Origin of the sequence: Streptomyces sp. cf386 (genome assembly GCF_900103585.1) — a bacterium.
GTDB lineage: Bacteria > Actinomycetota > Actinomycetes > Streptomycetales > Streptomycetaceae > Streptomyces.
Map to the genome: position 1 here is coordinate 686,356 of NZ_FNHV01000003.1, position 18,176 is coordinate 704,531.

Below are 18,176 nucleotides of genomic sequence, written 5' to 3' on the forward strand. Positions count from 1 at the left end.
GCACCCGCACCCCCACGCCCCTACGTAGTAGACCGCCTCCGCCGAGCCCCCGGCCGCCGCTCACTCGGCCGAGTAACCGGATCCCCCGCCTCCAGCGCCGCAGCCCGCCGCCGCAGCCCGAAGTCGGCAAGCGCCTCGGCCAACTTGTGCACAGACGGCTCCGGAGCCATGACATCCACCCGAAGCCCATGCTCCTCGGCGGTCTTGGCCGTAGCAGGTCCAATACAGGCGATCACCGTCACGTTGTGCGGCTTCCCGGCAATCCCCACCAGATTCCGCACGGTCGACGACGAGGTGAAGAGAACGGCGTCAAAGCCACCCCCCTTGATCGCCTCCCGGGTCTCCGCCGGCGGCGGCGAGGCCCGCACGGTCCGATAGGCCGTGACGTCATCGACCTCCCAGCCCAGCTCGATGAGCCCGGCCACAAGCGTCTCCGTGGCGATGTCCGCCCGCGGCAGGAACACCCGGTCGATCGGGTCGAAGACAGGGTCATACGGCGGCCAGTCCTCAAGCAGCCCCGCAGCCGACTGCTCCCCACTCGGCACCAGATCCGGCTTCACACCAAAGGCGACCAGCGCCTTCGCCGTCTGCTCCCCCACCGCGGCGACCTTGATCCCGGCAAACGCCCGAGCATCAAGCCCGTACTCCTCGAACTTCTCCCGCACGGCCTTGACCGCGTTCACCGAGGTGAAGGCGATCCACTCGTACCGCCCGGTCACCAGCCCCTTGACCGCCCGCTCCATCTGCTGAGGCGTCCGCGGCGGCTCGACGGCGATCGTCGGCACCTCGTGCGGCACGGCCCCGTACGACCGCAGCTGGTCGGAGAGCGAAGCCGCCTGCTCCTTCGTACGCGGCACAAGCACCCGCCACCCGAAGAGCGGCTTGGACTCGAACCACGACAACTGGTCGCGCTGTGCTGCGGCGGAACGCTCACCGACCACGGCTATCACCGGCCGCCCGCCTTCGGGCGAGGGCAGCACCTTGGCCTGCTTGAGCGTCTGGGCGATGGTCCCGAGGGTCGCGGTCCAGGTCCGCTGCCGAGTGGTCGTACCAGCCACAGTCACCGTCATCGGCGTATCGGGCTTGCGCCCCGCCGACACCAGCTCACCGGCGGCCGCACCCACGGAATCCAGCGTCGTCGAGACGACGACCGTCCCGTCCGACGCCCCGACCTCGGTCCAGCACCGATCCGAAGCGGTCCGCGCGTCCACGAAGCGCACGTCCGCGCCCTGCGCGTCCCGCAGCGGCACACCGGCGTACGCGGGCACGCCGACGGCCGCGGCGACACCCGGCACGACCTCGAACGGCACGCCCGCCGCGGCGCATGCGAGCATCTCCTCGGCGGCGTACGTGTCGAGCCCGGGATCCCCGGACACCGCACGTACGACCCGCCTGCCGCCGCGTGCGGCCTCCATGACAAGATGTGCGGCATCCCGCACGACGGGTAGCCCAGCGGTCGTTGACGCGCCGTCAACAACCGCTAGTTGAGGCGTGCCTGTGCCCGGGACGGTGTCCGCATCGGGACCCGTATCCGTGTGCACTTCGGCAACGCCTCGTCTGGCGTGCTGGCGTACGACGTCGAGCACCTCGTGCTCGGCGACGAGTACGTCCGCGTTCGCCAGCGCCTCTACGGCGCGCAGAGTCAGTAGCCCCGGATCCCCGGGTCCGGCACCGAGGAAGGTGACGTGCCCGTGTTCAAGGCCGGCGGGAAGGGTGGTGGGGCTCAATGTGCTCGCTCCCCCATCAGACCGGCCGCGCCCTGGGCAAGCATCTCGGAGGCGAGTTCGCGACCGAGCGCCAGCGCTTGGTCGTGCGTCTCGGGCACGGGACCGGTGGTGGACAGCTGCACCATCCGCGTGCCGTCGGTCGTACCGACGACGCCGCGCAGGCGCATTTCCTTGACAATCTGCCCGTCGGCCAGAAGGTCGGCCAGCGCGCCCACAGGGGCGGAGCAGCCGGCCTCCAGGGCGGCGAGCAGTGAGCGTTCGGCAGTCACGGCGATCCGCGTGAACGGGTCGTCGAGCTCGCCGAGCGCGGCGATCAGTTCCGCGTTGTCCGCGGTGCACTCGATCGCCAGTGCCCCCTGGCCGGGGGCGGGCAAAACAGTGTCGACCGACAGGAAGTCGGTCACCTCGTCGATACGGCCGATGCGCTGCAGCCCGGCCGCAGCGAGCACCACCGCATCCAGCTCACCATCGCGCACGAACCCGATGCGCGTATCCACGTTCCCGCGGATCGGCACGGCCTCGATGTCCAGCCCGTGGCTGCGCGCGTACGCGTTCAGCTGCGCCATCCGGCGCGGCGAACCCGTACCGATGCGCGCCCCGCGCGGCAGGTCGGTGAACTTCAGCGCGTCCCGCGCGACGATCACATCGCGCGGATCCTCGCGCACGGGAACGGCCGCCAGGGCCAGTTCCTCTGGCTGCGCGGTCGGCAGGTCCTTCAGGGAGTGCACCGCGAAGTCGACCTCGCCCCGCAGCAGCGCGTCCCGCAGCGCGGTGACGAACACACCGGTGCCGCCGATCTGCGCGAGGGCCTCGCGTGAGACATCGCCGTACGTGGTGATCTCGACGAGTTCGACGGGCCGTCCGGTCACCTGGCGCACGGCGTCCGCGACCTGCCCGGACTGGGCCATGGCGAGCTTGCTGCGTCTGGTGCCGAGCCGAAGTGGCGCTTGAGTCATCGTGGGCCTCGGTTCTTCTCGGTGCTGTCCTCGGCGCGGGAGACGGAGGCCACCGTCTCCTGGTCGAGGTCGAACAGGGTCCGCAGCGCGTCCGCGTATCCGGCGCCGCCGGGCTCGGCAGCCAGCTGCTTGACCCGCACGGTCGGGGCGTGCAGCAGCTTGTCGACCACGCGCTTGACGGTCTGCGTGATCTCGCCGCGGTGCTTGTCGTCGAGCCCGGGCAGCCGCCCTTCGAGGCGGGCGATCTCGCTCGTCACGACATCGGCGGCCATCGCGCGCAGGGCGACGACGGTGGGCGTGATGTGCGCGGCCCGCAGCGCCGCCCCGAAGGCCGCGACCTCGTCGGAAACGATACGGCGGACCTGGTCGACGTCGGCCGCCATCGGGGCGTCGGCGGAGGCTTCCGCCAGCGACTCGATGTCCACCAGCCGCACCCCGGCCAGCCGGTGCACGGCGGCGTCGATGTCGCGCGGCATGGCGAGGTCGAGCAGCGAGAGCACCGGCGCGGGGCGGGGCACCTCGACGACGGGCTCGGGCTTGCGGCGCTCGGGGATCCGGCCGACGGTGGCCACGGTCGCGGCGAGCGCGGTGATCAGCTCGGCGTCGGCCTCGGGGCTGCGCCGGGCGGCCTCACGGCGGTCGACGGCACTGCCGGTCGCCCAGGCCGCGTGCTGCTCCAGCGTGGCCGCGTCCATGCCGGCGACGGCGGCCTCCCCCATGACAGAGAAACCTCCCTGCACGGCGGCGAGGTCCAACGGGCAGTCCTCGTCGGTGCCGACGCTGGTGGGCGGCAGCGGAGTCTGCGGTACGTCCACGCTGTCGCCGCTCGTCCTGGCGGCGGGCGCCTGGACGGTCGTACGGACACCGCCCTCGGCCTCCTCGAAGGCGACCGGCCGCCCGGTACGGCCCTCGACCGCCGACGCGATCTCCTCGGCCGTGAGGACGAGCCCGGTCGCGCCGGTACAGGAGACGGCGACGTCGGCACGTGTCAGCTCGACCGGCACCGACTCCATCGGTACCGCGCGGGCGGGCACGTCCGTGCCGTCGACCTCGGTGAGGATCTGAGCGAGCCGCTCGGCGCGGTCGTAGGTGCGGTTGGCGACGACGATCTCGGCGACACCGGCCCGCGCGAGCGTGGCCGCGGCCAGCGAGGACATCGAACCGGCGCCGATGACGAGGGCCTTCTTGCCGCGGGCCCAGGCCGCCACGTCCGTCCCCGTGGCCAGCTGCTCCAGACCGAAGGTGACCAGCGACTGTCCGGCGCGGTCGATACCGGTCTCGGAGTGGGCGCGCTTGCCGACCCGCAGGGCCTGCTGGAACAGGTCGTTCAGCAGCCGCCCGGCGCTGTGCAACTCCTGCGCCTTGGCGAGGGAATCCTTGATCTGGCCGAGGATCTGCCCCTCGCCGACGACCATGGAGTCGAGCCCGCAGGCCACCGAGAACAGGTGGTGGACGGCCCGGTCCTCGTAGTGGACGTAGAGGTACGGCGTGAGCTCGTCGAGCCCGACCCCGCTGTGCTGGGCGAGCAGCGTGGACAGCTCGGCGACGCCGGCGTGGAACTTGTCCACGTCGGCGTAGAGCTCGATGCGGTTGCAGGTGGCCAGCACGGCGGCCTCGGTGGCCGGTTCGGCGGCGACCGTGTCCTGCAGCAGCTTGATCTGGGCGTCCGCGCTCAGCGCGGCCCGCTCCAGAACGCTGACCGGGGCGCTGCGGTGGCTCAGCCCCACGACGAGGAGACTCATGCCGGCATCACGGCGGGTACGTCCCCGTCGGGTCCCTGGTCGGCGGAGTCGTCGGACCCCTCGCGGGTGACGGCGGCCGGACCGGCGCCGTCGGAGTGGGCCTCCTCGCCGGCCTTGCGCTGCTCGTGGAAGGCGAGGATCTGCAGCTCGATGGAGAGGTCGACCTTGCGCACGTCGACGCCGTCCGGGACGGTCAGCACGGTCGGCGCGAAGTTCAGGATGGAGGTGACCCCGGCGGCCACGAGCCGGTCGCAGACCGGTTGGGCGGCACCGGCGGGGGTCGCGATGACGCCGATGGACACGCCGTTGTCCTGGATGATCTTCTCCAGGTCGTCGGAGTGCTGCACGGGGATCCCGGCGACGGGCTTGCCGGCCATGGCCGGGTCGGCGTCGATGAGCGCGGCGACCCGGAAGCCACGGGAGGCGAAGCCGCCGTAGTTGGCCAGAGCGGCGCCGAGGTTACCGATACCGACGATCACAACCGGCCAGTCCTGGGTCAGGCCGAGTTCGCGGGAGATCTGGTAGACGAGATACTCGACGTCGTAGCCGACACCGCGCGTTCCGTACGACCCGAGGTACGAGAAGTCCTTGCGCAGCTTGGCGGAGTTGACCCCCGCCGCGGCCGCGAGCTCCTCGGAGGAGACCGTGGGTACCGAGCGCTCCGACAGTGCGGTCAGCGCGCGGAGGTACAGCGGAAGCCTGGCGACGGTGGCCTCGGGAATCCCTCGGCTACGGGTCGCCGGTCGGTGTGTTCGGCCAGTTGCCACGGTGCTCCTGCGGGTAGAGCGGGGCTGCAGGCGGTCACACGTCCCCAGACCGCCCCGTCGAATGCAGGCTATGTCTTTGTGAACGCGTGCACAAAGATGGTGTCCGATTTGCCCGCCCAACGTGACCGGGCTCACGCACGCCCGGCGCACAGCTGTGGAACCGGCGCATACGCACCACCGTTCCTCTGCTTTCGGGGGCAAAACCGCACACTCTCCTCAACGATCCTCGCCCCCCAGACCAGGTCGCCGTCGATCCTAAGCCAGTTTCCCGGCCAGTTGGACTAGCCGGTCAGTGCTTTGCGCAGGCGATCTTCGTTCACACGCCAGAAGGTGTGCTGGGCCCCGTCGACCAGGACGACGGGGATCTGTTCCCAGTACTGGTCGTGGAGTTGGGGATCCTGGGTGATGTCCTTCTGCTCCCACGGAACGCCGAGGTCGGCACAGACCTTCTCGATGACGATCTGTGCGTCATCACACAGATGACAGCCGGGTTTGCGGATGAGTGTGACCAGCCGCTCCCGGGGCGACTTGGCCGTACCGCGACGAAAGAAGGGACTCATGTCAGCCATTCTCCCGCGCGACACCTGATCGCTCGATATCGCCCGATCGCGCGCTCCGCCACGCCGTTTAACTGCGCGGTCGCGGAGAGTTCACACCCTTCAAACCTCTCGACTCCGGTAGCACCGAACAAACTGGCTATGCTCACGGTCATGGCCGCTCTTGGATGGCTCACTCCCCGTAGGCGCTCCGCCACGGCGCGGAGCGTGTTGGCTGGCGAGGCCTCGGCAGAGGCAGCGCGCAAGTCGTCGCAGGAAGCGACAGTGTCCGAAGTCCCCGAGGACCCCTCCGAGGAACCGGAGTTCCCGGTACTCGGCGACGAGAAGGCCGCCGCCTTCTTCGACCTCGACAACACCGTGATGCAGGGCGCCGCGCTGTTCCACTTCGGGCGGGGCCTGTACAAGCGGAAGTTCTTCGAGACACGCGACCTCGCCAGGTTCGCCTGGCAGCAGGCGTGGTTCAGGCTGGCGGGCGTCGAGGACCCGGAACACATGCAGGACGCGCGCGACTCTGCGCTGTCCATCGTCAAGGGGCACCGGGTCTCCGAGCTGATGTCGATCGGCGAGGAGATCTACGACGAGTACATGGCCGAGCGCATCTGGCCCGGCACCCGCGCCCTCGCCCAGGCACATCTGGACGCCGGTCAGAAGGTGTGGCTGGTGACGGCGGCCCCCGTGGAGATCGCCCAGGTGATCGCCCGCCGCCTGGGCCTCACCGGCGCCCTCGGCACGGTGGCGGAGTCGGTGGACGGCGTCTACACGGGCAAGCTGGTGGGCGAACCGCTGCACGGCCCGGCGAAGGCGGAGGCGCTCCGCGCCCTGGCCGCGGCGGAGGAGCTGGACCTCTCCCGCTGCGCCGCCTACAGCGACTCCCACAACGACATCCCGATGCTCTCCCTCGTCGGCCACCCCTACGCCATCAACCCCGACAGCAAGCTCCGCAAGCACGCCCGCAAGCTGGACTGGCGCCTGCGCGACTACCGCACCGGCCGCAAGGCGGCGAAGGTCGGCATCCCGGCGGCCGCCGGAGTGGGTGCCGTGGCCGGCGGAACGGCCGCGGCGATCGCACTGCACCGGCGCCGACGGTAGGCAACGAGAATCTGCACCCCAGCGCCGGCCGACCCAGCTCCATTCGGCCGGCGCTTTCTGCCGCGCCCAGCCGTACGGCCAATCCGCACCCATACCCCCGTGACCGCCTGTCCAGTCCCCTTGGCTGCACACGGCCACAACACGCCCCGGAGTCAGCCGGAACATGGGCGGATTCGATCAACAAACGGTCACTCTGCGGCACTTGATCGGCCGTCAATCGGTTACAGAAGAGACGCAATCGGTGATTTGAGCAACTGGGCGTAGCAGTGCCTGCACGAAGCGTTATTCTCCTCAGACGCAATCCGGTACCCCTCCGTCGCTACGACGGGTGAACGGTCCCGCACTGCACGTGATGGAAGCTCTGCCTCTGGGAGTCCCGTGTACCCACACGTCGGGGTTGACGCCTCGGGCCTGGCTACGCTGCGCGCAACGGTCCAAGACCTGTTGCGCGGCTTCGTCCCCACCGCGTACGCCGTCCCCGCCCTCGCCGTTACCACCGCGCCCGTAGGCCCGTGCTACGCACTCGCCGACGGCACCGCCGCCGTCGGCAGACGGGGGCGCTCGACCGGCGCGGCGACCGCTCGGCGGCCCGCCGCGGACAGCGACAGCGCTCGAATGATGGATCTCGTGGAACGCGCGCAGGCCGGCGAGGCCGACGCGTTCGGCCGGCTGTACGACCAGTACAGCGACACCGTCTACCGCTACATCTACTATCGCGTCGGAGGGAAGGCCACCGCCGAGGACCTCACGAGCGAGACCTTTCTGCGGGCACTCCGACGCATCGGCACCTTCACCTGGCAGGGCCGGGACTTCGGCGCCTGGCTCGTCACCATCGCCCGCAACCTCGTCGCCGACCACTTCAAGTCCAGCCGCTTCCGGCTGGAGGTGACCACCGGCGAGATGCTCGACGCCAACGAGGTCGAGCGCTCCCCCGAGGACTCCGTCCTCGAGTCCCTCTCCAACGCCGCCCTCCTCGACGCCGTACGACGGCTCAACCCGCAGCAGCAGGAGTGCGTGACCCTCCGTTTCCTCCAGGGCCTCTCCGTCGCCGAGACCGCCCGCGTCATGGGCAAGAACGAGGGCGCCATCAAGACCCTCCAGTACCGGGCCGTACGCACCCTCGCCCGGCTCCTCCCGGACGACGTGCGCTGAGCACGCCACCCATACCGACCCGATACTCTCAGCAACCATCAACTCACCGTCGGTGAAAGTCTGTTGACTTCGCGGTCCGTTCATCCTCCGTCCGTAACCCAAGTGCCGAGCCACTCGTTGTGCGGGATGCAGGCTCCCTGTGGTCACTCCCTGGCCGACTTCGATCACTCGATCGTGTGCATGTGGTCAGGGCGTGCAACCCTCAGGACCCCCTGGGGAGCCGACCGTCATCACGAGAGGAGGTGCCGCCAGTGATCGCGAACGTATCGGCACACCGGCGGGCGAACGCCTTCGCCCAGGCCCTGGAGGAGCTGACCGACCGGGGCTCGGCGGCCGAGCAGGCCGAGCAGCCCAATGGATCGGCACCGGCACCGGCTGCTGCGGAACAGGGCGAGCAGGGGCGCCTGTTGGCCCTCACCGAGGACCTCGGCGAGTTGCCCAAGCCCGTGCTCGACCCCGAGGTCAAGGTCGTCCAGCGGGCCCAGCTCGTGGCCGCGATGGAGGCCATGCTGCAGGAGGGCACCGCGGGGGGCGAGGCGGGACCGGCCCTGCCCGGGCAACGTACGGACCGGGCACGAGGCGCTCACCGGGCATCCCCACTGGGGAAGCTGAGACCACGTTCGCGGCTGGCCAAGGGCCTCACCGCGGGCGGGCTCAGTGTCGGTGTCGCCGCAGGGGCCTTCGGCGGAGTATCCGCCGCGAGCGCCGACGCCCTGCCCGGTGACTCCCTCTACGGCCTCAAACGCGGCATCGAGGACTTCAAGCTCAACGTCCTGGCCGACGGCGACGACGAACGCGGCCGTTCCTACCTCGACCAGGCCTCCACCCGGCTGAGCGAGGCGCGGCGACTGATGGAGCGCGGCCGCGGCGGACAGCTCGACCACGAGTCGATGGCGGAGATCCGCCGCGCCCTGTCCGGCATGCAGCACGACGCCTCGGAGGGGCATCGCCTGCTGCGCGAGGCCTACCAGCGCGACCCGGGCTCCCTGGGCCCCATCCAGGCCCTCTCCGCCTTCTCACGCTCGCACCGCGCGGCGTGGGGGAGCCTTCGCGAGCGGCTTCCCCTCCAGCTGGGGGACGTCAGTGACCGGGTGTCGTCGGTGTTCGACGCCATAGACGAAGAGGTCGCCCCGCTGGAGTCCCTCCTCCCGCAGCCCCCCGCACCGGGCGGCGACGGCAAGCGGGGAGGCGGTTCCGGATCGGCGTCCACCGGTACGTCCGACTCCGACCGGTCGGCCCGCCCCAGCGCCGGCGGCAGCGGCTCCTCCGACGGCAACCGCTCCAGCCGCCCCAGCAACTCCGCCGAGAGCTCGGGCAGCGAGAGCGAGGGCCTGCTGGGCGGCAGCACCGGAGGCCTGCTCGACCCGCCCAAGGACACCGGCAGCACCGGCACGTCCCCCTCCACATCGACCCCGAGCACCGAACCCGCCGTCACCCTCCCACCCCTCCTCCCGGGCCTCCTGCCCGGCCTGGGCATCGAGGGCGAGGACGCGAACTAGCCACACAAGCAGTACGGCAATGGGGGCGCCCCTCACGGGAGGGGCGCCCCCATTGCCGTACAACCACGTCCACCGTCAGAAGAACACCGACCGCCGCTGCACCAACAACTTGTACAACGTGTGCTGGATCTGCTCTCTGACCTGGTCGGTCAGGTTGAACATCAGCATCGGGTCCTCGGCGGCCTCCGGCGGATAGCCGTCCGTGGGGATCGGCTCGCCGAACTGGATCGTCCACTTCGTCGGCAGCGGGATCGCGCCCAGCGGGCCCAGCCACGGGAAGGTCGGGGTCAGCGGGAAGTACGGGAAGCCCAGCAGACGGGCGAGAGTCTTCGCGTTGCCGATCATCGGGTAGATCTCCTCGGCCCCGACGATCGAGCACGGAATGATCGGCGTGCCCTGGCGCAGGGCCGTGGAAACGAAGCCACCGCGGCCGAAGCGCTGCAGCTTGTAGCGCTCGGAGAAGGGCTTGCCGATCCCCTTGAAGCCCTCCGGCATCACCCCGACCAGCTCGCCCTGCCCGAGCAGCCGCTCGGCGTCCTCCGCGCAGGCCAGGGTGTGGCCGAGCTTGCGGGCGAGCTCGTTGACCACCGGCAGCATGAAGACCAGGTCGGCGGCGAGCAGGCGCAGATGGCGGCCCGCCGGGTGATGGTCGTGCACGGCGACCTGCATCATCAGGCCGTCCAGCGGCACCGTCCCGGAGTGGTTGGCGACGATCAGCGCGCCGCCCTCGGCGGGGATGTTCTCGACGCCCTTCACCTCGACCCGGAAGTACTTCTCGTACACCGGGCGCAGCATGGACATCAGGACCTGGTCGGTGAGCTCCTCGTCGTACCCGAAGTCGTCGACGTCGTAGTCCCCGGTGAGGCGGCGGCGCAGGAAGGCCAGGCCGCTCGCGATACGCCGCTCCAGGCCGCCGTCGTCCTGGGGCTGCTGGGGCGGCTGTTCCTCACGTGTCACAGGAACATCATCCTGCGCGAAGGACCGTCCGGGGAGGGGCTGGACCTCGCGTACCAGCGCGGATTCACCGCTCTTGCGCCGGCTCCCCGCGCTCCGCCGCCGCGACGGCCGTTGCACGGCGCTTCCACGGGTACGGTCGTCGTCGAACGGAATGACCTTGGCGTCCGCCATCGTTGATGCGCTCCTCAGTTGGCGCTCTGAGTCGGGAGGTGGCCGCCGCCCAGGACGGGCAGCGCGGCGATCCGGTCGACGGCCCCCGCGAGGGCCTCCGGCGGCAGCAGACCCGGTGCGCGGCTGCGCGCGAACTCCGCGAAGGTCTCCGCCGTCGTGAACTTCGGCGTGAATCCGAGCGTCTCCCGCATCTGGTCCGTCGCCACGACCCGGCCGTGCGTGAGCAGCCGGATCTGCTCGGGCGAGAAGTCCGACATGCCCAGCGTACGCACGAGGGAGCCCGCCCAGGTGACGGCGGGCAGCAGCAGCGGCACGGTGGGCCGCCCGAGCCGCCGGGAGCACTGCGAGAGCAGCAGGACGCCGTCGCCGGCGATGTTGAAGGTGCCGCTGTTGAGCGTGCCCCGCTCCGGCTCGTGCGAGGCGATGCGCAGCACCTCGATCACGTCGTCCTCGTGCACGAACTGCAGCCGCGGGTCGTACCCGAACACGGTCGGCAGCACGGGCAGCGAGAAGTACGAGGCGAGGGGGGTTTCGGCGCTCGGCCCGAGGATGTTGGCGAACCGCAGCACACACACGGCCACGTCCGGCCGCCGCCGCGCGAAGCCCCGCACATAGCCTTCGACCTCCACCGTGTCCTTGGCGAAGCCGCCGCTGGGCAGGGACTTCGGCGGGGTGGTCTCGGTGAAGACGGCCGGATCTCGGGGCGCGGATCCGTACACGTTCGTACTGGACTTGATCACGAGCCGTTTGACGGTCGGGGACTTCTGGCAGGCGCCCAGCAGCTGCATCGTCCCGATGACGTTGGTTTCCTTGACCGTGGTCCGGCTGCCACTGCCCAGCGCGGTTCCGGTCACGTCCATGTGTACGACGGTGTCGGCGCCGCTCTCGGCCAGCACCCGCGCGATGGTGGGCTGCCGGATGTCGGCCTGGATGAAGTCGGCACCCCCCAGATGGTGCTCCGGCGGCACCGCGTCCACGGCCACCACCCGGTCCACCTGTGGGTCACGCTGGATCCGTCGTACGAACCGGCCCCCCAGTTGACGGGCCACTCCGGTCACGAGCACGACCTTGCCCAAGATTCAGCGCCTTCCTTCCAGCACTCGTCCCCTGCGTACCCTGCCGAGTTCCCCGTGTGCGGCCAACTTAGCGGGTCGATGTTGCGCTGTGATGACCGCCCAATGCATGAAGTGACGAGAATTCCCTGCGTACGACCGGACGGATCAACCCTTTGTCCAGGCATACGCACAGAGTTCGGCCCTTCGCACACCGCCCCTGATACGCGTGTGGCCCCCCACCAGGTGTGGTGGGGGGCCACAGACACGCCGCTTCCGCGGCGTCGCTTACTTCTTGTTGCGACGCTGAACGCGCGTGCGCTTGAGCAGCTTGCGGTGCTTCTTCTTGGCCATCCGCTTGCGCCGCTTCTTGATAACAGAGCCCACGACTACCCTCGCTCACTTCTCATCACTCGGCGTTGGGCGCCATGGGCCCATACGACCTACGAGGGGCTAGCCTACCCGTCCGAGCGCTGAGGTCGTAATCGAGGGGACGAGGGGGAATCCCGCAAAGCCCTGAGGATCCCCCCTCACCCTTTGCCGTCAGGCGGTTTCCACCCCCACATAACTCTCGCGGAGGTACTCGTGAACCGCTTGCTCGGGGACGCGGAAGGACCGCCCCACCCGGATCGCGGGCAGATGACCGCTGTGCACCAGCCGGTACACGGTCATCTTCGACACTCGCATCACCGAGGCGACTTCCGCCACGGTAAGGAACTGAACCTCGTTCAGAGGCCTCTCGCCAGCTGCAGCCATGACACACCTGAACCTTCCGCACTCGACGGCCACCGGCTTCCCCTTCCGGTGACTCTTCGTCGTTGCGTGCTCACTCCCCAGGGTAGGGGCGGGTGATGCGAGTGGGGAAGAGGTGCACCCATCGGCGCCTAACCGTCACAGACACGCTCGATTGAGTACGTAGCGGGTAAGCGGCCGGTAGTAATCAGACCGCACAGCGTCATCAAGTGGAACGACGACGGACACGGACCCCTCGGCCTCCCCCACAAAGAGCGCGGGGTCATTCGTATCGGCCAGACCAATGGCCTCAAACCCCAGCTGACCTGCCCCGCAGACCCACCCGTGATCCCCGATCACCAGCTCGGGCAACGGCCCACCGGCCTCGGCCGCAGCGGCCAGAGCGGTACGAACCGGGAGGGGTGAATGCGTATGTGCGCCGGTCTCACGCCCGGTGCTCGGAGCGCCGGCTTCCCGCACCAACGCGACTCCTCGTACGTAGTCAAGGTTGTACGTGCGTAGGCCGAACCGGGTCGTTATGTCGACACGACGACCATGCGCGGGAGTGAGGACGGCACACCCCGCCGCCGACAACGCGTCCGCCAAGGCGGCGTAGAACCCGAGCAGTCGATGCGGATGCCCGGTCCCGATCAGCACAGGCGCCCGGCGGTCGACAGCCACCCCGATCCGCTCGCCGAAGGCATCCAACCCACGCAAAGTGCGTTCCGGATCGATCACATCAAGGCCGGATACATGCGCCGGATCGGCCGAAACCCCACACTTGTCCGCCATCAACGCAACCAAATCCCGCACCCGCCAACTCCACTCAGGATCAAGCCCCATGAGCACCCGAGGATCCCGAGCAGCAAAAAGCCGATAACTCCGAAGACTCACCTCCCGAGAAGTAGCCACGACCCCAGCAAGCCGAGCAGCCAGAAGATGAGCGCGAAGGGCTCCGGTACTCAACACGTGAGTGATGGTGACGGATGGGGCAACACGGGGATGGCGGAACGGGCAAACACCGCGCTGTTGGGCTAAGCGACGCCGCCCCTAGCCCCCACCAGGGGACGCCTTGGCGGATCGAGGGCGACTTCGCAGGCTCTGACCCACCCACTCGCAGGGGGCGCCTTAGTGGAACGACGGCACCAACCCAGGCATTTTCAGCCCGCCCGACGCTTGAGAACGAGGACCCACCGTCCCCAACCCCCACCCACCCACAGGGGACGACGGCACCAACTCGACGCCGGTCCGGCCATTTCAACCCGCCCGACGCTTGAGGACGAGGACCCACCGTCCCCAACCCCCACCCACCCACAGGGGACGACGGCACCATCTCGACGCCGGTCCGGGCATTTCAGCCCGTCCGGCGTTTGAGGACGAGGCCCTTTCGGGGCCGATAGCGGGGGTCTGGGGGCGGCAGCCCCCAGGAAGGAGCGGGGTCGAAGGGGCAGAGCCCCTGGAGGATGGGACGGGTAGGGGCGGCGGGGGCGAGAAATACCCCACCCGCACCCACCCCCCCTCACGCCAACAACCCCCGCAACGGAAACACAGCCTTACGGGTAGCCAGCACGGCCTGATCCAACCGATCCGCAGGGTCGTACCCCGCCTCCCAGTCCCCCCACGACACAGGCCACCGCCCATCAGTCATCCGCACCGGCCCCAACTGCCGAGTCCGCGCAAAGACTTCCTGCCGCCACGCCTCCGGAATCATCGCCGAAGGCTCAATCGGCCGCCCCGCCACAATCCCCACCAGATGCGTCCACGACCGCGGCACGACCTCCACCACGGCGTACCCACCCCCACCCAGCGCGACCCACTTCCCCTCGGCGTACTCATGCGCCAGGTCATGACACGCCACCTGCACAGCACGCTGCGCATCCAACGACACAGCCAGATGCGCCAGCGGATCCTCGAAGTGCGTATCGGCCCCATGCTGAGTCACCAACACCTGCGGCCGAAAGTCAGCAATCACCTCCGGCACCACGGCATGAAACGCCCGCAACCACCCCGCGTCCCCGGTCCCGGCCGGCAACGCCACATTCACGGCCGTCCCCTCCGCAGCCCCCGCACCGGTCTCCTCCGGCCACCCGGTCTGCGGAAACAACGTACGAGGATGCTCGTGCAACGACACCGTCAGCACCCGCGGGTCCTCCCAGAACGCCGCCTGCACCCCATCCCCGTGATGCACATCGACGTCGATGTAGGCGACCCGCTCAGCCCCCAGCTCCAACAGCCGAGCGACAGCCAGCGACGCGTCGTTGTAAATACAGAACCCCGACGCACCCCCCGGCATCGCATGATGCAACCCGCCCGCGAAGTTCACCGCATGCAGCGCATCCCCCCGCCACACAGCCTCCGCCGCCCCCACCGACTGCCCGGCGATGAGCGCAGACACCTCATGCATCCCCGCGAACGCGGGATCGTCCAACGTCCCGAGCCCATACGACTGATCGGCCGCCCGCGGATCCACCGAAGCCGCCTTCACGGCCTCGATGTAGTCCTCCCGATGCACCAACCGCAACGTCGACTCCCCGGCCGGCTGCGCCGCGACGACGTCCATGTCCTTGTCCAGCCCGAAGGCATCGACGAGTCTCCTGGTCAGCGCGAGCCGGACCGGGTCCATCGGATGGTCCCGGCCGAAGTCATAGCCCGTTACTGCCTCGTCCCACATCAGCTGTGCGCGGCCGCTCATGCCCGCCACCGTATCGGTCCGGTTGAGCGGCGAACGACCGGGCGTACACCAGCGTCACCAGCACCAACACCATCGGCACCAACATGGCCCCGCGATAGCTCCACGCATCGCCCAGCGCACCCACCATCGGCGAACCGATCAAGAACCCCACGTAATTGAACACGTTGAGCCGCGCAACGGCCGCATCCGACGCCCCCGGACCGTACTTCTCAGAAGCCATCCGCCCGGCCGCCGCGAACGTCTGCGGCACCAGCACACACAGCCCCAGCCCCAGCAGCGTGAACCCCAGCATCCCGACCCATGCCCCCGGCGCCGCCGCCACCACCACAAACCCGACGGCCGCCACCAGCGCCCCCATCCGCACCACCACGACGGCCCCGAACTTCCGCACCCCGAAGTCCCCGATGGCCCGCCCCAGCAACGTGGTGACCATGTAGACGTTGTACGGCACGGTCGCGAGCTGCTCCGAACTCCCGAGCACATCCTGCAGATACTTCGCACTCCAGTTGGAAACGGTCGAGTCGCCGATATACGCGAAGGTCATCACCAGGCAGAACGGCAACAGCACCTTGAAGGCGACGTGCCCACTCGCCCCCGAGCCCTCCGCCTCGCCCCCGGCCGCACCCCCACCATCGACGTACCACCGACTCCCCACCAGCGCGGCCGGCAACAACACCACCACGACCGGCAGATACGACACGAACAGCGCCAGATCCCAGTGGGCCCCCACCCACGCCAGCGAGGCCCCCACGATCCCACCCAGGCTGAACGCCGCATGAAAGCTGAGCATGATGCTGCGCCCGTACGACCGCTGCAGGCTCACCCCGAGCATGTTCATCGAGGCATCGAGCACCCCCACGGCCAGCCCGAACACGGCAAGCGCCAGCCCCAGTTCGACCATCCGCTCCCCCGCCCCGACCCCGAGCAGCGCCAGGAGCACCACGGGCTGGGACCAGCGCAGCAGCCGGCTCGGCGGTATGCGCCTCACCAGCCGCTCGGTCGTCACACTCCCGACACCGGCCAGGATCGGTACGGCGGCGAGGAAGGCGGGCAACAGCGCGTCGGAGACCCCGTACCGGTCCTGGATCGCCGGAATCCGCGTCACGAGCAGGGCAAAGGCAACACCCTGAGCGAAAAACCCGAACGCCAACGAGGCCCTACCGCGCCGCAGCACATCAGTCATGGCGGCGAGCGTAGGGCCCCGGACTACCCGTGGGTAGATCCAGCCAAAGATGAATTTCCCTCAGCTTTACGGCCATCACCCTCAGACGACAACGGCAACCCGGCCCCGCACAGCAGCCTCAGCCGCCTTCACCTCGGCGATGAGCAGCCGCGCCATGGGTTCAGCGGCGACCGCACGGCTGACCACGAAGGCCAGCGTCATGGACCCGATCAGAATGACGGAACCGAGCCACACCATGGTGTCCACGGGCACCGTGTACGCACCGACGACACGCACCACACACTCCACGAGCAGTACGACACCCCACACCACCGAGAACGCCCGCTCCGACCGCACAAACGCAGCAGACCCCGCCGCGGACTCACCCGCCAACCGCTCCCAGGCGGCCTCCCTGGCCGGGTCGCCCTGCACCAGGAAAGGCCTGAACCCCGCGGTCATCATCGGCCGCCCCAGCACCACCGACACCAGAATCGCAACGCCGATCGCGCTACTCACACCGCTGTCCTTGGCGAGCATCAGCCGCGGGTCCCCGGAGACAAAACTGAGCAGCAGCGACACCACGTTCACGACAAGGATGAGCGCGGCCAGCGCATTGACCCGCCGCTCCTTGACCACACACCACACCGTCCGCACAGCAGGCACCACACTGCTCAGGGCAAGCGCCATGAAGGTGCTCGCCCCGAAGGCGTCCTTGAGGAGGTAGTACGACCCGACGGGCACTGCCACATCCACGATCAGCGGCCCGAAGGTGTTCTGCCTGCTCGTCTTCTTGCCCGTCTGCGTCGTCATGCCGTCAGCGTCTCGTCCGACCGGGGTCCTGCAGTAGAAACGAACGTCCGGAGCTCGGCATGACAAATGTCAGACCAGCAGGTCTCAGACTCAGCCCAACAGGCCGGCCAACTCCCCCATGCCCGAGAAGAGATGAGTGGCACCCGCGAGCCTGGCGGCAGGCGTCATGGCAGTGAACCCATAGACATCCATCCCGGCCGCAACGGCCGCCTGCACCCCCAGCGGACTGTCCTCGACAACAACACACCGCTCCGGCACAACCCCCATCCGCTCCGCCGCGTACAGAAACAGATCAGGCGCCGGCTTCCCCCGCCCCACATCCTGCGAACTGAAGATCCACCCGTCCTCGAACCACCGATCCAGCCCGGTCGTCCGATGCCCCACCCGGATCCGCTCATGACTCCCCGACGAGGCCACGCAGTACGGCACCCCGTCCCCGGCCAGCCTCTCCAGCACATCCGCGGCCCCGTCCACCGCTTTCAACTCCCGCTCGAACGCCGCGAACACCCGCGCATGAAAGACATCATCGAAGTCCGCCGGCAGCCTCTGCCCGGTCCGCTCCTCGATCAGATCGTGGATCCGGTGCATGGCGGACCCCATGTAGTCCCGAATGGAGTCCTCATACGACGTCGGATGCCCCAGCTCCGTCAGATACTCGGCCAGCAGCCGGTTGGAAATGGGCTCACTGTCGACGAGCACACCGTCATTGTCGAAGATGACGAGGTCATAGCGCATACCGCGATCCTAAACGCAGAAAACCCCGCACCAAAAGGTGCGGGGTTTTCTCAATATTTGTTCGGCGGCGTCCTACTCTCCCACAGGGTCCCCCCTGCAGTACCATCGGCGCTGTAAGGCTTAGCTTCCGGGTTCGGAATGTAACCGGGCGTTTCCCTCACGCTATAACCACCGAAACACTATGAAACTGTCAAACAAAGCCACACCGCTGCTGTGACTACAGCGGGGCCGTTCGTGGTTTCAGAACCAACACAGTGGACGCGAGCAACTGAGGACAAGCCCTCGGCCTATTAGTACCGGTCACCTCCACACATTACTGTGCTTCCAGATCCGGCCTATCAACCCAGTCGTCTACTGGGAGCCTTACCCCATCAAG

17 protein-coding genes and 2 rRNA genes are annotated in these 18,176 nt (G+C 68.8%); 3 read left to right on the top strand and 16 right to left on the bottom strand.

Annotated features, from left to right (window positions below; genetic code table 11):
• Positions 1–20: 20 nt before the first annotated feature.
• From BLU79_RS11070 to BLU79_RS11090, 5 genes are all read right to left on the bottom strand, one after another.
• Positions 21–1,727, bottom strand: a complete 1,707-nt coding sequence (locus BLU79_RS11070; RefSeq protein ID WP_093905456.1) for a bifunctional uroporphyrinogen-III C-methyltransferase/uroporphyrinogen-III synthase — start codon at positions 1,725–1,727, stop codon at positions 21–23.
• The gene (hemC, locus tag BLU79_RS11075; protein WP_093905457.1) at positions 1,724–2,683 is read right to left on the bottom strand and encodes a hydroxymethylbilane synthase; all 960 of its coding nucleotides are present in this window, start codon (positions 2,681–2,683) and stop codon (positions 1,724–1,726) included. Before hemC ends, BLU79_RS11070 begins: the two co-directional genes overlap by 4 nt.
• On the bottom strand, positions 2,680–4,425 hold the full coding sequence (locus BLU79_RS11080; RefSeq protein ID WP_093905458.1) for a glutamyl-tRNA reductase: 1,746 nt from the start codon (positions 4,423–4,425) through the stop codon (positions 2,680–2,682). Before BLU79_RS11080 ends, hemC begins: the two co-directional genes overlap by 4 nt.
• Positions 4,422–5,192: a redox-sensing transcriptional repressor Rex gene (locus BLU79_RS11085; RefSeq protein WP_093905459.1), complete on the bottom strand. Its 771-nt coding sequence runs from the start codon at positions 5,190–5,192 to the stop codon at positions 4,422–4,424. Before BLU79_RS11085 ends, BLU79_RS11080 begins: the two co-directional genes overlap by 4 nt.
• Positions 5,193–5,473: 281 nt before the next feature.
• Complete coding sequence (locus BLU79_RS11090) at positions 5,474–5,761, bottom strand: glutaredoxin family protein (RefSeq protein WP_093905460.1); 288 nt, start codon at positions 5,759–5,761, stop codon at positions 5,474–5,476.
• Between the two features lie 141 nt (positions 5,762–5,902).
• Between BLU79_RS11090 and BLU79_RS11095 the strand changes: the two genes are divergently transcribed.
• From BLU79_RS11095 to BLU79_RS11105, 3 genes are all read left to right on the top strand, one after another.
• The gene (locus tag BLU79_RS11095; protein ID WP_093905539.1) at positions 5,903–6,838 is read left to right on the top strand and encodes an HAD family hydrolase; all 936 of its coding nucleotides are present in this window, start codon (positions 5,903–5,905) and stop codon (positions 6,836–6,838) included.
• Between the two features lie 378 nt (positions 6,839–7,216).
• Positions 7,217–7,990 carry an ECF subfamily RNA polymerase sigma factor, BldN family gene (locus tag BLU79_RS11100; RefSeq protein ID WP_093905461.1) on the top strand — a complete coding sequence of 258 codons (774 nt, stop codon included), beginning with the start codon at positions 7,217–7,219 and terminating at the stop codon, positions 7,988–7,990.
• A gap of 251 nt (positions 7,991–8,241) precedes the next feature.
• Positions 8,242–9,489 carry a DUF5667 domain-containing protein gene (locus tag BLU79_RS11105; RefSeq protein WP_093905462.1) on the top strand — a complete coding sequence of 416 codons (1,248 nt, stop codon included), beginning with the start codon at positions 8,242–8,244 and terminating at the stop codon, positions 9,487–9,489.
• 75 nt (positions 9,490–9,564) lie between these two features.
• Here the strand turns inward: BLU79_RS11105 and BLU79_RS11110 are convergent, their stop codons facing one another.
• From BLU79_RS11110 to BLU79_RS11160, 11 genes are all read right to left on the bottom strand, one after another.
• Positions 9,565–10,617 (bottom strand): lysophospholipid acyltransferase family protein, encoded by a 1,053-nt coding sequence (locus tag BLU79_RS11110; protein ID WP_093905463.1) that lies wholly within the window; start codon positions 10,615–10,617, stop codon positions 9,565–9,567.
• Positions 10,618–10,631: 14 nt separating this feature from the next.
• Positions 10,632–11,693: an NAD-dependent epimerase/dehydratase family protein gene (locus tag BLU79_RS11115; RefSeq protein ID WP_093905464.1), complete on the bottom strand. Its 1,062-nt coding sequence runs from the start codon at positions 11,691–11,693 to the stop codon at positions 10,632–10,634.
• A 264-nt stretch (positions 11,694–11,957) separates the two neighbouring features.
• Positions 11,958–12,056, bottom strand: a complete 99-nt coding sequence (locus tag BLU79_RS11120) for a 30S ribosomal protein bS22 (protein ID WP_003948845.1) — start codon at positions 12,054–12,056, stop codon at positions 11,958–11,960.
• 156 nt (positions 12,057–12,212) lie between these two features.
• Positions 12,213–12,425, bottom strand: coding sequence for a helix-turn-helix domain-containing protein (locus BLU79_RS11125; RefSeq protein ID WP_004984898.1), 213 nt, complete (start codon positions 12,423–12,425; stop codon positions 12,213–12,215).
• A 135-nt stretch (positions 12,426–12,560) separates the two neighbouring features.
• Positions 12,561–13,370 (bottom strand): phosphatase, encoded by an 810-nt coding sequence (locus BLU79_RS11130; protein WP_093905465.1) that lies wholly within the window; start codon positions 13,368–13,370, stop codon positions 12,561–12,563.
• 550 nt (positions 13,371–13,920) lie between these two features.
• Positions 13,921–15,093: an acetoin utilization protein AcuC gene (locus BLU79_RS11135; RefSeq protein WP_093905540.1), complete on the bottom strand. Its 1,173-nt coding sequence runs from the start codon at positions 15,091–15,093 to the stop codon at positions 13,921–13,923.
• Positions 15,044–16,276, bottom strand: coding sequence for an MFS transporter (locus tag BLU79_RS11140; protein WP_093905466.1), 1,233 nt, complete (start codon positions 16,274–16,276; stop codon positions 15,044–15,046). Before BLU79_RS11140 ends, BLU79_RS11135 begins: the two co-directional genes overlap by 50 nt.
• Before the next feature lie 81 nt (positions 16,277–16,357).
• Positions 16,358–17,065: a VC0807 family protein gene (locus BLU79_RS11145; RefSeq protein ID WP_093905467.1), complete on the bottom strand. Its 708-nt coding sequence runs from the start codon at positions 17,063–17,065 to the stop codon at positions 16,358–16,360.
• Positions 17,066–17,155: 90 nt separating this feature from the next.
• The gene (locus BLU79_RS11150) at positions 17,156–17,800 is read right to left on the bottom strand and encodes an HAD family hydrolase (protein ID WP_093905468.1); all 645 of its coding nucleotides are present in this window, start codon (positions 17,798–17,800) and stop codon (positions 17,156–17,158) included.
• A gap of 59 nt (positions 17,801–17,859) precedes the next feature.
• Positions 17,860–17,976, bottom strand: a 5S ribosomal RNA gene (gene rrf / locus BLU79_RS11155).
• Between the two features lie 94 nt (positions 17,977–18,070).
• Positions 18,071–18,176: ribosomal RNA gene (locus tag BLU79_RS11160) — 23S ribosomal RNA — on the bottom strand; the annotation flags it as partial.

Bases quoted from the DNA above. Each gene is read 5' to 3' on its own strand.
- hemC (WP_093905457.1), bottom strand. From the start codon at position 2,683: ATGACTCAAGCGCCACTTCGGCTCGGCACCAGACGCAGCAAGCTCGCC.
- BLU79_RS11080 (WP_093905458.1), bottom strand. From the start codon at position 4,425: ATGAGTCTCCTCGTCGTGGGGCTGAGCCACCGCAGCGCCCCGGTCAGC.
- BLU79_RS11090 (WP_093905460.1), bottom strand. From the start codon at position 5,761: ATGGCTGACATGAGTCCCTTCTTTCGTCGCGGTACGGCCAAGTCGCCC.
- BLU79_RS11095 (WP_093905539.1), top strand. From the start codon at position 5,903: ATGGCCGCTCTTGGATGGCTCACTCCCCGTAGGCGCTCCGCCACGGCG.
- BLU79_RS11110 (WP_093905463.1), bottom strand. From the start codon at position 10,617: ATGGCGGACGCCAAGGTCATTCCGTTCGACGACGACCGTACCCGTGGA.
- BLU79_RS11125 (WP_004984898.1), bottom strand. From the start codon at position 12,425: ATGGCTGCAGCTGGCGAGAGGCCTCTGAACGAGGTTCAGTTCCTTACC.
- BLU79_RS11135 (WP_093905540.1), bottom strand. From the start codon at position 15,093: ATGAGCGGCCGCGCACAGCTGATGTGGGACGAGGCAGTAACGGGCTAT.
- BLU79_RS11140 (WP_093905466.1), bottom strand. From the start codon at position 16,276: ATGACTGATGTGCTGCGGCGCGGTAGGGCCTCGTTGGCGTTCGGGTTT.
- BLU79_RS11145 (WP_093905467.1), bottom strand. From the start codon at position 17,065: ATGACGACGCAGACGGGCAAGAAGACGAGCAGGCAGAACACCTTCGGG.
- BLU79_RS11150 (WP_093905468.1), bottom strand. From the start codon at position 17,800: ATGCGCTATGACCTCGTCATCTTCGACAATGACGGTGTGCTCGTCGAC.